Here is a 13,880-nt window from a genome sequence, read left to right as displayed (position 1 = left end):
AGCGTGGCTGCCTAGACGGCGGTCGGCTTCGGCATGACGATCGGCTTGACGCCGTAGCGAGGCGCCCCGAAGCCGGCGCCGTTGCGCCCCATCGCGCCGACCCCGGGCATGCCCGGCACCACCGTTCCGGTGCCGGTCTGCGGCGCGGCGGCGGTCCAACCGACGGTCTGCAGTGGCGCGGCGCTCGTCCCCGCCACCGGGGTGGAACCGGCCCAACTCGGGGGCACCGAGAGCTTGTTGACCATGGTCGCCTGGCCCATGGCGGCGGCCGGCATCGCGCCCACGCCGGCCACGCCACCCGCGCCGGCGCCGGCCGGCGTCGTCGTGGTGGCCAGGTCCGCCGCGGCGGCCGCACCGGCATCGGCGCCGGAGGTGTCCAGCAGGCCACCACCGGCGAGGCCGAGCAGGTTCGAGGTGGCCGAGGACCAGTTCCCGATGCCGATGTTGCCGATATTGGCGGTGTTGCTCGAGAGGCCGAACATGCCGCCGAGGCCCCCGCTGGACTGGCCGTTGTAGCCGAGGAGCCAGGCGAGGATGTCGATCGGGTTAGAACCCACGCCGCTGGAGGTGCCGGAATCGGTGGCGTCCAGCGCTTGGATGGCGGCCTGGCTCGCGTTGACGGCCTCGGTGTCGCCGTAGCTGTTGGAGCTGATGCCCAGGGTCTGCGAGTACTGCTCCAGCTGCGCCTGCGCCTCGGCGGCGATCGTCTGGTACTGGGTGCCGTAGGCCGAGAAGATGGCCGCCTGCTGGGCCGACACCGGGTCAGCGGCGGCGGGAGCGATGACCGTCGTCGCCGACGCAGCGCCCGTGTTCTGCGCCGCCAGGTTGCTGTTGATTCCGGACAGCAACGTCTCCGCGGCCAGCATTTCTTCAGTCTGTGTTGTCAGAAACGACATCTGTTGCTCCTATGCTGAACGAGCCGACCCCCGGTGTGGGTCGCTGTGTGTTCACGTAACGGCCGCTGTGCGTTGGCGTAACGCTAGCGAGCCACAACTCCACATTCCCCACCCAATGAGCTGGGGTTACAGTCGTTTACGGCTTCTTAACGACAAGGGCGGCAGTTTTAACAAGACCCTGTCGGGCGACATCGGGACGTCATCTGGACTCGGGCGCCGAAAGGCAGAAATCGGGCGTGGGGCGCGGATCGTAACCGATGTGCGCTCGGGTCGCATGTTGGACGTCTGGCAAATATCGGCCCGGACGCGATGCCGCGCGATGGGCGTTCACGCGCTAGATTCGCCGCCGGGCCCCCATAGCCCAATTGGCAGAGGCAGCGGACTTAAAATCCGTCAAGTGTCGGTTCGAGTCCGACTGGGGGCACCGATTATGTGCAGTTCGGCTGGCCCAAGTGATCCGGTGGCGGTGTCGCGTCGAACACCTGCGGGACGCTGATGCACCCGACGATTTGTCTTGACTTGGCTCACGATTCGGGACTCGAGTGATTGCTGCCGATAGACGTGTTGCTTTCCGGCGAGCGGGATCCGACGGCCCCGGGTTTGTCGGTGGTCGCTGCGATGATGGCGTCATGTCTTCGATCGCATCTGTTGACGCCGAGGTGGTGACTGCGAGCGACCGTCTCGAGGTGTTGTTCGAGGAGTTGGCGGAGTTGAGCGGTCAGCGCAATGCGATTGATGGGCGCATCGTGCAGATCGTCGCCGAGATCGATCGCGACCAATTGTGCGGTGTGACGGGTGCGCGCTCAGTGCCGGCGTTGGTGGCCTGGAAGCTGGGCTGTTCGTCGGCCAATGCGCACACGTTGGCCGCGATCGCGGGCCGGTTGAGCGAGTTCCCGCGGTGTGTCCAAGGAATGCGGGAGGGGCGGTTCTCGGCCGATCAGGTCGGGGTGATCGCGGCGCGGGCCGGTGAGGGTTCTGATGAGCATTACGCGGCGTTGGCCGCGGTCGCCACGGTCAATCAGCTGCGCACCGCGGTCAAGCTGGAACCGCGACCCGACCCCGAACCCCAGCCGGGGTCTGAGCGCTCGTTTATCGCGACCGCCAACGATCAGGGTGCGTGTTATCGGATCACGCTGGGCCACGTGGATGCTGCGAAGTTCGATGCCGCGTTGGCCTCGCATCGTGACGCGCTCATCGCCGAGTGGAAGCGCGACCACGGCGAGGGCACGGGCGTGGGTGATCAGCGTCCGCCGGTGCCGGGCACGGCCGAGGCGTTCATGCGCCTGATCGAAGCGGGATGGGACAGCGAGGCCACTCGTCGGCCTCATGGGCAGCACACCACGGTGGTGGTGCACCTTGATGTCGCCCAGCGCGCTGCCGCGCTGCATCTGGGTCCGCTGCTGTCGGAGGCCGAACGCCGATACCTGACCTGTGATGCCACCTGTGAGGTGTGGTTCGAGCGCCACGGCGAGGTCATTGGGGCCGGGCGGGTGACGCGGGTGATCAACCGACGCCTGCGCCGCGCGCTCGAGCACCGCGACCGTATGTGTGTGGTTGCGGGTTGTGGCGCCACCCGGGGTTTGCACGCCCATCACCTGCGGCACTGGGAAGACGGCGGCCCCACCGAGTTGGCCAACCTGGTGCTGGTCTGCCCCTACCACCACCGGTTGCATCATCGGGGCCTGATCACCCTCACCGGACCCGCGCACGCTCTGGTGGTCACCGACGAGGACGGCCGAATCCTGAGCCCGGCATCACTGGCACGCCCCCCGACCCAACCCCCACCCGCTGTCCCACCGTGTCCCGGACCTACCGGCGAACGCGCCCACTGGTGGTGGTATGACCCCTTCCAACCCCAACCACCACCTAGTCCGGCTACCGGGGCTGCATCAACGCTCAAACATGTTGGTGCATCAAATAATTCGTTTCACACCACGCGTCACTGACGTCGGGCTGCACAAACAATCGCGCCCACCGCCAACCCGCGATCCCAAGACCTCCGCGCCGCGCAGTCAATACCCGACTGCCGGTGGCGCTCAAGCAGAGCACGTTTGCGCCCGCATTCAGCGCTGCCGAAACACGCCGTGCGCAGTACGTTGTTCGGGACCGTTGTGCGAGCCGTCACCGCGAAGGAGCCAGCGCGAAGGTGTCCGAGGATCCGCGGGCGGACCGTGTCTCCCGCCAATACGATCGCTGGGAATATCCGCCCCCGGTAACCGATCTCGACGCATGGACCAAGAACCATTGGGATTGGTTCGATCCGTTCTGGGCGCACCGAGTGTTGTGGCCCGACCGCGCTTACAAGCCGGATCTCGACATCCTCATCGCGGGGTGCGGCACCTTCCAGGCCGCCGTGTTCGCCTTCATGAACCGCGCCGCCAAGGTGGTCGCGATCGACGTCAGCCAAACCGCGCTGGATCACCAGCAGTACCTCAAAGACAAGCACCAGCTGGCCAACCTGGAACTGCGGCTGCTGGCCATCGAGGACGTCTCGGCGCTGTCACGCGACTTCGACCTCATCGTCTCCACAGGCGTGTTGCACCACATGGCGGACCCGCTGGCCGGGCTCAAAGCGCTCGGCGGATGCCTGCGGCGCGACGGGGCCCTTGGCGTCATGCTCTACGCCAAATACGGCCGCTTCGGCGTCGAGCTGCTCGAATCGGCGTTTCGCGACCTCGGACTCTTGCAGGACGACGCGTCGGTGCAGCTGGTCAAGGAGGCGGTGGCGGCGCTACCGGCCGACCACCCCGTGCGCCCCTACCTGCAGGGCGCGCGTGACCTGCTCTCGGACGGGGCGCTGGTCGACACCTTCTTGCACGCCCGCCAACGCAGCTACACCGTCGAGGAATGCCTGGACCTGGTCGGCGCCGCCGGGCTCGCGTTCCAGGGCTGGCTGCGCAACGCGCCGTACTACCCACATGACGCGTTCGTCGCTCCGGCGGCGGGCCCGTTCCAGTCGCTGCTGAACCGGTTACCCGACCCCACGCTGTGGTCGGTGATGGAACGCCTGCAACCGGCCAACGCCACGCACTTCTTCCTCGCCTGTCGTCCGGAACGGCCCACACAGGACTATGCGATCGACTTCTCGACGGCGTCGTCCCTCGATTACGTCCCCGCGCCGCGCACGGCCTGCCTGGTGTCCGGCGACCAGATCCACCTGCCCGGCGCGAAGCTGAAGCTCACCGCGGCTCAGCTGCCTTTTGTCCAGCACGTCGACGGGCGGCGCACCATCGCAGAGATTGTCGACGAGGTGGCCCAGGGCAACCGGGAGAAGCGGGAGTTCGGGCTTGCGCTGTTCCGCTCGCTGTGGCGTCTCGACTTCCTGGCGATGGCACTGAACACGACGTCGCCGGACTAGCACCGAGATCGGTTGCGGGACGCGCGTTACGACCGGACCAAGGCTTTGGCCCTGCCGCCGACCGCGCCGCAACGCGCCATCCATACACTGACCCAGCATGGGCATGCTGTTCGGTCTCGCGCCGTGGATTGTGTACTGGGTCCTTGTCGGAAACGTCCCTTTCGCCGCCGCCGTGCTGGTCGCGCTGGCGGTCGCCGCCGCCAGCCTCGGCCTGGGCGGCGTGGCGGGCAGGCGTTGGCAGTTCTTTGATTTCGCTTCTGTCGCAGTGTTTTTGATCCTTGCCGTGCTGAGCTTCACGCTCAGCCAGTCGTTCCTCGAGCGGTGGATACTGACGCTGAGCGACGCCGGGATCTTCCTGGTGACGCTGGTCGGGATGCTGGTCGGCAAGCCGTTCGTGGCCGAGTTCGCCGCGGCCGAACACCCTTCCGACGTCGTCAAAACCGAGCTCTTCGCCCGCATCGTCAAAACCCTCGGCTGGGTCTGGGTCGCGACGTTCGCTGCCATGACGGTGTCCTCGGCCATTCCGTCGATCGTGCAACGCCGCGCGGGGACGACCTCCGCCCTGATCCTGGACACCAAGACCCCGCTGTCGTTCCTGTGCTACTGGATCATCCCCTTCGGTCTGCTGGGCCTGGCCGCGGTGGCGTCGCGGCTGCTGCCCGACCGGATGATGGTGGGGATCGACGACGTGGCGCGGGAAACCTCGTTCGTCGCCTACGACGAGGCCACCATCGACGAGCTGTACTTCCTCGCCACCGAACACGCCAACCGTGAGGTGGGCCCGGGCAAGGAGGCGTACGCCGTCAAGGTCGGCGGGATGGGAACCCCGTTGACCGGAGACGAGTCCCGCAAGTCGTGGCCGTCGACGTACAAGGTGCGCGACAAGCGGCACTGAACCCCGAAAAGGAGTGGCGATGAACGCACCCGGCCCCGACGCCATCCGTGCGGAGACGATCACCATCACCGGTCACGGCGGCGACCAGATCGAGGCCTACCAGGCCGTGCCGCTGGCGCCGGGGTCGCGCGGGGGCGTGGTGTGGATTCACCACATGCCCGGATACGACCGGGAAACCAAGGAATTCGTCCGCCGGCTCGCCGTCAGCGGCTACCACACCGTCGCGCCGAACCTCTACTCGCGCGAGGCCCCGGGCGCCGCACCCGACGACGCGGCCGCCGCGGCGCGGGCGGCCGGCGGGGTGCCCGACGAGCGACTGGTCGGCGACGTCGCGGGCGCGGTCGAGCAGCTGCGCAGCCTGCCCGGCGCCAACGGCAGGGTCGGTGTCATCGGACACTGCTCGGGCGGGCGGCACGCATACCTGGCGGCATGCTCGCTGCCTTTCGACGCGGCGGTGGACTGCTACGGCGCCTTCATCGTCGAGGATCCGCCTGAGGGCATGCCCAAGACCATGCAGCCGATCCTGAATCTGGCCGCGAACCTGAGCTGTCCGCTGCTGGGTCTGTTCGGGCTCGACGACCGCTTCCCCGCCCCCGAAGGGGTGGCCGCCCTGGACGCCGAGCTCAACACGCTGAACAAGCCGCACGAGTTCCACTCTTATGAGGGGGCGGGGCATTCCTTTTTCTCCGTCGACCGGCCGGCGTACCGCCCGGAAGCGGCGGTGGACGGGTGGCGGCGCATCGACGAATTCTTCGCCATCCACCTGAAAGGCTAGGTATCTGCCCGTGTGCACCTATCTCACCGAACACGTCGAGATCGACGGCAGCGGCAAGGGCGCCACCGGATGGTTCGGCGCCGACCGCGCGACCGTGTACGTCGACCACCCCGTCCACGCGCCCTACGGCCACACGGTCAACATCGACGTGATCAACCCCCGGCTCGGGCCGTCGGCGCGGGTGGCGCTGGAACTGACCGAGGAGAGCGCCCTGGCGTTGGCCGACGCCATCCGGAAAGCGATCGCCCACGCGCCGGCCGGGCTGGCCTCCAAGGATCAATAGGCCGACCATGACTGACTATCCGCAGATGGCCGCCGCGCGGGGCAGGATCGAACCCGCGCCCCGCCGCGTCCGTGGCTTCCTCGGCGACGCACTGCTCTTTGACACCACGGCCGCCCGATACGTGTGGGAGGTCCCCTACTACCCGCAGTACTACATTCCGCTGGCCGACGTCCGCACCGAGTTTCTGCGCGACGAAAACCACCCTCAGACAGTCCAATTCGGCCCGTCGCGGTTGCATGCCCTGGTGGGCGGGGGCCAGACGCACGAGTCCGCCGCGCGGGTGTTCGACGCCGACGGCGACGGCCCGCTGGCCGGTACCGTACGGTTCGAATGGAATCCGTTGCGCTGGTTCGAAGAAGACGAGCCGATCTACGGCCACCCCCGCAACCCCTATGCGCGCGTCGACGCCCTGCGATCGCACCGCCACGTCCGGGTGGAACTCGACGGAATCACTCTGGCGGACACCGGTTCTCCGGTTTTGTTGTTCGAAACGGGCTTGCCCACAAGGTATTACATCGATCCTACCGACGTCGACTTCGAGCGCCTGCAACCCAGCAGCACACAGACGTTGTGCCCCTACAAGGGAACGACGTCGGGCTATTGGTCGGTGCGCGTGGGTGACGTCGTGCACGAGGACCTGGCATGGACCTACCACTATCCGCTGCCCGCGGTCGGTCAGATCGCCGGTCTGATCGCCTTCTACAACGAGAAACTCGACATCGTCGTCGACGGGGCCAGGTTGCCGCGGCCGCAGACGCAGTTCAGCTAGCGGCGACGGCGAGGCGGGCGATGTGATATTCGCCTCGTCGGCGGCAAATCCTGAGATTTCCTTACTAAAGCCCCGATGTAGCGGAAACGCGAGATGTTAGCGGCATAGGCAAAATCCGCCGGAAGGGGGTTTGCATGCGTTTCGCTACGGGTAAGCGACTGCGATACAGCGTGATTGGAAGTCTGAGCAGAACCTGAGTGCGCGAAGTGACGTAGCTAACGTCGAGCATTTTGAACTGCTTTGAGGCGAATTTTGGTCAGTAGACTACCGAAAACCAGTCTCGTCAGCGCCTTTCGGTGCTGAAAGCCGGTGGATCCGGAGGCCAATTCGTCGCATGCGTGCGACGTCGTCACTTTGGCCACCAGGGCCGACGAACACAGCAAAGGCGGTACCAGCGTGAGTGATGCATACGACCCGACGATGGCGGGATTCGAGGTCGACGACACCGCGGTGGTGCGAGTCCCGGTGCGCCACGGCCCGATCAGCGACATGGACCTCAGCGGTGACGGGCGCCGGCTGCTCGTCACGAACTATGGCCGCGACGCGGTGTCGGTCATCGACGCCCACACCCTGCGCGTCTCGAGCACCATCGCCGGCCTCAGCGAGCCGTCCGCCGTCGCGATGAGCAGCGCGGACGCGAACTACGCCTACGTGAGCACGGCCACCGCCGCGTATGACGCCATCGAGGTCATCGACGTCGTCACGAACTGGCGGATCGCCACGCACCGGCTCGCGCACAGCGTGAGCGACCTGACGGTGAGCCGCGACGGAAGATACCTCTACGCCAGCCGCAATGCCGTTCGCGGCGCCGACGTGACGGTACTGGACACCACCACGGGCGAGCTCGAGGTGATCGAACTGGCCACCGCAGCCGGGACGACCACCGCCTGCGTGCGGGCCAGCGCCGACGGGCGGCGGCTCTACGTCGGGATCAACGGCCCGAACGGGGGCGGCCTCGCCGTCGTCGAAACCCGCACCCGATCCGACGGCGACCGCGTCGGCGGCCGCTCGCGCGTCGTCGGCAGCATCGAACTCGGCCTGCCCGTCCGCGATGTGGCGCTGAGCAACGACGGCGCCACGGCGTATGTGGCAAGTTGCGGCCCGGTGGTGGGCTCGGTGCTCGACGTCATCGACACCCGCGCGAACAAAATCGTCAAGACGCACAAGATCAACGAGATCGCCGGGCCGCTGGCCCGGATGACGCTGAGCCGCGACGGCGAGCGGGCCTACCTGGTCAGCGACGACCGCGTCACGGTCCTGGGCACCCGCACGCTGGACGCCATCGGCGTGGTCACGGTGACCCAGAACCCGTCGTGCGTGCTGGAAAGCCCCGACGGCAGCCACCTGTATGTCGCCGACTACGCCGGGGTGGTCACTGCCGCCCGGATCGCCACGGGCCCGGCGCCGCACCGCGGCGACGCGGAACACCCGGACGCACCGGCCGCCGGCTGGCTGCTCGATGTGCCCCAGTGGGAGCCGGCGCTGGCCTAGAGCCTCGCCGCGGCACGCGGCCGCCTCGCGCCCAGAGTGTGAATCCTCGCCCTCGCGTGTGAATCCTGGGCGGCGATCATCGGCGTGTCGCCGCCCAGCGTTCACACTCAAAGCCCAGTACGCACACTCAACCGACGTTGGGCGTCGGAAACTCCGGGCCGCAGGAGCCATCCCAAAGCCGTGCCGGCCGAACGAGATCCACGTCCCCGGCCACCGGCTCGGGTGACGCCTATCACGATTGCCGAATTCGGGCTTAGGGTGGGAAGCGGTCGGCGGAATGGCACGAACCGTGCCGCGCGGAGGGTAAGGCGGTACATCAATGGACGGCACGATGCAGGACTATCCGTTGACGATCACCGCGATCATGCGCCACGGCTGCGGCGTCCACGGGGACCGCACCGTCACCACGGCCACCGGGAACGGCTACCACACGACGAGCTATCGGGAACTGGGCGGCCAGGCCGCCCAGCTGGCGAATGGGCTGCGTCGGCTCGGGGTCACCGGTGACCAGCGGGTGGCGACGTTCATGTGGAACAACACCGAGCACCTGGCCGCCTACCTCGCGGTGCCCTCGATGGGCGCCGTTCTGCACACCCTGAACATCCGCCTGTTCCCCGAACAGATTGCCTATGTCGCCAACGAAGCCGAAGACCAGGTGGTGCTGGTCGACGCCTCGCTGATCAAACTGCTCGCGCCGGTGCTGCCCAGCCTCGAGACCGTGCACACCGTGATCGCCGTCGGGGAGGGTGACACCGAACCGCTGCGGAAGTCGGGCAAGACCGTGCTGGATTACGCCGAGGTCCTCGGCGAGGAGTCGACCGAATTCGACTGGCCGCACATCGACGAGAACTCCGCGGCGGCGATGTGCTACACCAGCGGCACCACCGGCAACCCGAAAGGCGTTGTCTACACCCATCGTTCGAGTTATTTGCACACGATGGGCGCGTGCACCACCAACGGCATCGGGGTCGGGGCCGTCGACAGCGTGCTGGCGATCGTGCCGATGTTTCACGCCAACGCCTGGGGCCTGCCGTACGCCGCGCTGATGGCCGGCGCCGACCTGGCGCTGCCCGATCGCCACCTCGACCCGCGGTCGCTGGTCGGCATGGTCGAACAGCTGCGGCCCACCGTGACCGGGGCGGTGCCGACGATCTGGAACGCCGTCCTGCACCACCTCGAGGACGATCCTGACCACGACATGTCGTCGCTGCGGCTGGTGGTCTGCGGCGGCTCGGCCGTCCCGGTGTCGCTGATGCGCACCTTCGAGGAAAAGCACGACGTACAGATCCGGCAGCTGTGGGGCATGACGGAGACCTCGCCGTTGGCGACCATGGCCTGGCCGCCGCCGGGCACTCCGGAGGACCAGCACTGGGCCTTCCGCGGCACCCAGGGACAACCGGTCTGCGGGGTGGAGATGCGGATCGTCGACGACGACGGCCAGGTGCTGCCCAACGACGGCGCCGCCGTGGGGGAGGTGGAGGTCCGCGGACCGTGGATCGCCGGCTCCTACTACCTGGGGCACGACGAGTCGAAGTTCGACTCCGGCTGGCTGCGCACCGGGGACGTGGGACGCATCGACGGCCGCGGCTTCGTTACCCTGACCGACCGGGCCAAGGACGTCATCAAATCCGGCGGGGAATGGATCTCCTCGGTCGACCTGGAGAACGCGCTCATCGGACACCCCGATGTGGTCGAGGCCGCGGTGGTCGGCGTGCCCGACGAACGTTGGGAGGAACGCCCCCTCGCGGTGATCGTGGCCAAGCAGGGCGCGTCGGTCAGCGCGGAGCAGTTGCGAACCTTCCTCGCGGACAAGGTCGTTCGATGGTGGCTGCCCGAGCGGTGGACGTTCGCCGACGAGATCCCGCGCACCAGCGTCGGCAAGTACGACAAGAAAGCCATCCGGTCGCGCTATGCCGACGACGGCTACCAGGTGATCGAAGCGCGCGACTGAAGGAAGCGGCTCGCGGGCAACCGCACGGAAAGGCTTGAGACAGTGACACATTCACTCGCCGTCGACCAATCCGTCGTCGCACCGGTCGCGGTACATGACGCGTTCGACCGGACGCTGCCGATGCCGCTGCCCACGCTCTTCAACCGCTGGTACGGCCCCTTCCCGCCGATCCGGGACGTGCGCGGGCAGACGGGCGCCTGGGACGCGGCGGGCCAGACCCGCATCGTGCACCTGGCCGGCGGCGCCACCATGCGCGAGGAGCTGACCAGCGTCGAGGCGCCCCGGTCGTTCGGCTACCGGCTCTGCGAGGTCACCGGGCCGATGGCGCTGCTGGTCGATCACGTTGTGGGCGAATGGATTTTCACCCCGGCAGGCAACGGTACCGAGATCACCTGGCGCTGGGACATTCACCCGAAATCGCCGCGAACGGCCTGGGCGCTGCCGCTGTTGGGCAGGATGTGGAAGGGCTACGCGCGGCGGGCGCTGGCCAACCTGTCCGCCTTGCTGACGAGCTGAGGCCGTAAACCATTACGGTTTGAAGGCATGTGCCGACTCTTTGGCCTGCACGCCGGTACGCACGCGTGCACCGCAACCTTCTGGCTGCTGGACGCTCCGGACAGCCTGTCCGAACAGAGCCGGCGAAACCCGGACGGCACCGGCCTGGGCATCTTCGACGAGCACGCGGTGCCGCACCTCTACAAGGAGCCGATCGCGGCCTGGCAGGACGCGGCATTCGCGACCGAGGCGCACCGGATGACGGGCACCACCGTCATCGCCCACGTCCGCTACGCGACCACCGGATCGCTCGACATCCGCAACACCCACCCGTTCCTGCAGGACGGGCGGATCTTCGCGCACAACGGCGTCCTCGAGGGCCTGGACATCATCGACGAGCGGCTGCGTGAACTCGGCACCGACGACTTGGTCCTGGGCGACACCGACTCCGAGCGGGTGTTCGCGTTGATCACCGGCGCGATCCGGGCCCGCGGCGGCGACATCACCGCGGGCCTCGTCGACGCCATGCGATGGCTCGCCGAGCACGTCCCGATCTACGCGGTCAACGTGCTGCTGAGCACGGCCACCGACATGTGGGCGCTGCGTTACCCACACACCCACGAGCTCTACATCCTGGATCGATCCGACGGTGCGTCCCAGGATCCCGAATTCGACTTGCACACCATACGAATTCACGCGCGATCGGAGCACCTGTGCACCCGGTCGTCGGTGGTGTTCGCCACCGAACGCATGGACGGCGACCCGCGCTGGCGCCTGCTCGAGCCGGGGGAGCTTATTCACGTCGACGCCGGGCTGCGCATCACCCGCACCCTGGTGCTGCCCGATCCGCCCAGGAAGCTGTTGCGCCGCGAGGACCTGAGCGTGCCGGTGGAGGACTCCCAACACGCGCTGCCGAGCACCCGTCGGCTGGTCTGAAACCGTTTGGCAGAGTTGGTGGGCGTGACGAACAAACGCGCCCTGGTGCTGGCGGGTGGAGGGATCGCGGGAATCGCCTGGGAGACAGGTGTTCTGCAGGGCGTCGCCGACGAGTCGCCGGCGGCGGCCCGGGCGTTGATCGAGTCGGATGTGCTGGTCGGGACGTCGGCGGGCTCGGCGGTCGCCGCGCAGCTCAGCAGCGGCCACACCCTGGACGAACTGTTCGACCGGCAAGTCGCGCAGACGTCAGCCGAAATCGATTCCGGCGTCGACGTGGACACCATCACCGAACTGTTCCTGAGAGCCCTCGCCGCCCCGTACGAGGAGCCGCTGGACAAGACCCGCCAACAGATGCGGCGGATCGGGGCCGTCGCCCTGGCCACCGAAACCGTTCCCGCGCCGGTGCGCCGCCAGGTGATTGCGCAGCGCCTGCCGTCGCACGACTGGCCCGAGCGGACGTTGCGGCTCACCGCCATCGACGTCGCGACCGGCGAACTGACCGTCTTCGACCGCGAGTCGGGAGTCGACCTCGTCGACGCGGTGGCGGCCAGCTGCGCCGTGCCCGGGGCGTGGCCCCCGGTGACGATCGCCGACCGCCACTACATGGACGGCGGGGTGGCCAGCTCGGTCAACCTCGTGGTGGCCGCCGACTGCGATGTCGCGGTGGTGCTGGTGCCCTCGGGTGTCGACGCGCCCTCGCCGTTCGGCGCCGGGCCGGCCGCCGAGATCTCCTCGTTCGCCGGCGCGGCGTTCGCGGTGTTCGCCGACGCCGAATCGCTGGCCGCCTTCGGGTCCAACGCCTTGGATCCGGGCTGCCGCATCCCCTCGGCCCTGGCCGGGCGCGAGCAGGGCCGCCGCGAGGCCCCGGCCATCGCCCGGTTCCTCGGCTTGTGACGGGTTCGCTTGCCGCGCAATCGCTTTAGCGGTCGATCGCGGGCGGGGCGGCGTCGTCGCGGCCGGCTTCCAAAGAATCCAGGGCGTCGTCCGCGAGCGCCCGGCCGGTGGCGATCACCTCCACCGCCCGGTGAAACTCCAGCGCCCGGCACGTCGAGCGCGGAACCTCGATGAGCAGATCGGGCGGATAGACCGCCAGGCTGTGACGCGCCAGCGCGGCCTGGGCGATGTCAATCGTCCGGTTCATCACCTCGAAGCTGCCCAATTTCGGCACATCGGACACCGCACCGGCGTCGACGTCGGCCGGCAGTTGCTCCTCCCCCGGATTCTCCGACCAGTCGTCCGGCTCGCCACCGGGCCCGCCCAGCCTGCTCAGCACCGCCCGGGCGGTCGGCCGGTCCAGCAGCGAGCGGGCGGCGGCCGTGTCGAGCAGCGCGGAGGTGCTGCGCACCATGCGGGTCAACCATTCGACGGTGGCCCCCGGCTCCGCTTCGCGGGTGGTGATCGCCTCGCTGCCGGACAGGCTCACCGCGATCGTCAGGTCGGCGTTGACGGCCGAGAGCGGGGCCATCGGCAGCGGATCCAGGATGCCGCCGTCGGCCAAGAGCCGCCCGTCGACCGCGTGCGGCGCGATCACCCCCGGGATGGCGATCGACGCCCGGATCGCCTCGTCGACGGGGCCGCGCTGAAACCACACCGACTTGCCCGCCAGCAGGTCGGTCGCCACCGCGGTGTAGGGGATCCGCAGGTCTTCGATGGCGACCGGGCCCAGGATGTCGCGCACCGCGTCCAGGATCTTCCCGGCGCGCATCACGCCGGCCGCGCTGATCGACGGGTCCAGCAGCCGCAGAATGGTGCGCTGGGTCAGGGACTTCGCCCACTCGGAGAACTCGTCGAGCCGCCCGGCCGCGTGCAGGCCGCCGACCAGCGCGCCCATCGATGACCCGGAGACGCCGACGACCTCATAGCCGCGTGCACGCAGCGCCTCGATCACCCCGACGTGGGCGTAGCCGCGGGCGCCACCGCTGCCGAGCGCGAGTGCCACCCGAGTCGGTGCCGATCGACGCGGAAGTTCGTCAGGCACCCCACCATTTTGCGCGGCGGAGCCTTCCGCCGGGCCGCGCGGGGACTTTTTTC

12 protein-coding genes, 1 tRNA gene and 1 pseudogene are annotated in these 13,880 nt (G+C 68.3%); 12 read left to right on the top strand and 2 right to left on the bottom strand.

Annotated features, from left to right (window positions below; translation table 11 throughout):
- Positions 1–11: 11 nt before the first annotated feature.
- Complete coding sequence (locus ACZ50Z_RS14635; RefSeq protein ID WP_464484202.1) at positions 12–896, bottom strand: PPE family protein, SVP subgroup; 885 nt, start codon at positions 894–896, stop codon at positions 12–14.
- 350 nt (positions 897–1,246) lie between these two features.
- Between ACZ50Z_RS14635 and ACZ50Z_RS14630 the strand changes: the two genes are divergently transcribed.
- From ACZ50Z_RS14630 to ACZ50Z_RS14575, 12 genes and pseudogenes are all read left to right on the top strand, one after another.
- Positions 1,247–1,320 (top strand) — tRNA-Leu (locus ACZ50Z_RS14630).
- 205 nt (positions 1,321–1,525) lie between these two features.
- A pseudogene (locus tag ACZ50Z_RS14625) lies at positions 1,526–2,764 on the top strand (HNH endonuclease signature motif containing protein); the annotation flags it as partial.
- Positions 2,765–3,042: 278 nt separating this feature from the next.
- Complete coding sequence (locus tag ACZ50Z_RS14620; RefSeq protein WP_464484201.1) at positions 3,043–4,254, top strand: class I SAM-dependent methyltransferase; 1,212 nt, start codon at positions 3,043–3,045, stop codon at positions 4,252–4,254.
- Positions 4,255–4,351: 97 nt separating this feature from the next.
- Positions 4,352–5,149: a hypothetical protein gene (locus ACZ50Z_RS14615; protein WP_464484200.1), complete on the top strand. Its 798-nt coding sequence runs from the start codon at positions 4,352–4,354 to the stop codon at positions 5,147–5,149.
- A gap of 19 nt (positions 5,150–5,168) precedes the next feature.
- Positions 5,169–5,924: a dienelactone hydrolase family protein gene (locus ACZ50Z_RS14610; RefSeq protein ID WP_464484199.1), complete on the top strand. Its 756-nt coding sequence runs from the start codon at positions 5,169–5,171 to the stop codon at positions 5,922–5,924.
- 10 nt (positions 5,925–5,934) lie between these two features.
- Complete coding sequence (locus tag ACZ50Z_RS14605; RefSeq protein WP_464484198.1) at positions 5,935–6,207, top strand: DUF6295 family protein; 273 nt, start codon at positions 5,935–5,937, stop codon at positions 6,205–6,207.
- Between the two features lie 7 nt (positions 6,208–6,214).
- Complete coding sequence (locus tag ACZ50Z_RS14600; protein WP_464484197.1) at positions 6,215–6,976, top strand: DUF427 domain-containing protein; 762 nt, start codon at positions 6,215–6,217, stop codon at positions 6,974–6,976.
- A gap of 396 nt (positions 6,977–7,372) precedes the next feature.
- Positions 7,373–8,467 carry a YncE family protein gene (locus tag ACZ50Z_RS14595; RefSeq protein WP_464484196.1) on the top strand — a complete coding sequence of 365 codons (1,095 nt, stop codon included), beginning with the start codon at positions 7,373–7,375 and terminating at the stop codon, positions 8,465–8,467.
- A gap of 319 nt (positions 8,468–8,786) precedes the next feature.
- The gene (locus ACZ50Z_RS14590) at positions 8,787–10,418 is read left to right on the top strand and encodes a long-chain fatty acid--CoA ligase (RefSeq protein ID WP_464484195.1); all 1,632 of its coding nucleotides are present in this window, start codon (positions 8,787–8,789) and stop codon (positions 10,416–10,418) included.
- 42 nt (positions 10,419–10,460) lie between these two features.
- Positions 10,461–10,934 carry an SRPBCC family protein gene (locus tag ACZ50Z_RS14585; protein ID WP_464484194.1) on the top strand — a complete coding sequence of 158 codons (474 nt, stop codon included), beginning with the start codon at positions 10,461–10,463 and terminating at the stop codon, positions 10,932–10,934.
- A 27-nt stretch (positions 10,935–10,961) separates the two neighbouring features.
- On the top strand, positions 10,962–11,849 hold the full coding sequence (locus tag ACZ50Z_RS14580; protein WP_464484193.1) for a class II glutamine amidotransferase: 888 nt from the start codon (positions 10,962–10,964) through the stop codon (positions 11,847–11,849).
- A 24-nt stretch (positions 11,850–11,873) separates the two neighbouring features.
- Positions 11,874–12,743 carry a patatin-like phospholipase family protein gene (locus ACZ50Z_RS14575; RefSeq protein ID WP_464484192.1) on the top strand — a complete coding sequence of 290 codons (870 nt, stop codon included), beginning with the start codon at positions 11,874–11,876 and terminating at the stop codon, positions 12,741–12,743.
- A gap of 25 nt (positions 12,744–12,768) precedes the next feature.
- Here ACZ50Z_RS14575 and ACZ50Z_RS14570 read toward each other — a convergent pair whose 3' ends face one another.
- On the bottom strand, positions 12,769–13,827 hold the full coding sequence (locus tag ACZ50Z_RS14570) for a patatin-like phospholipase family protein (RefSeq protein ID WP_464484191.1): 1,059 nt from the start codon (positions 13,825–13,827) through the stop codon (positions 12,769–12,771).
- Positions 13,828–13,880: the final 53 nt, after the last annotated feature.

Source organism: Mycobacterium sp. NTMscope_MAC_269 (genome assembly GCF_976985695.1).
Note: the sequence above shows the minus strand (reverse complement) of the source record. Positions and strands in the feature narration are given on the sequence as shown.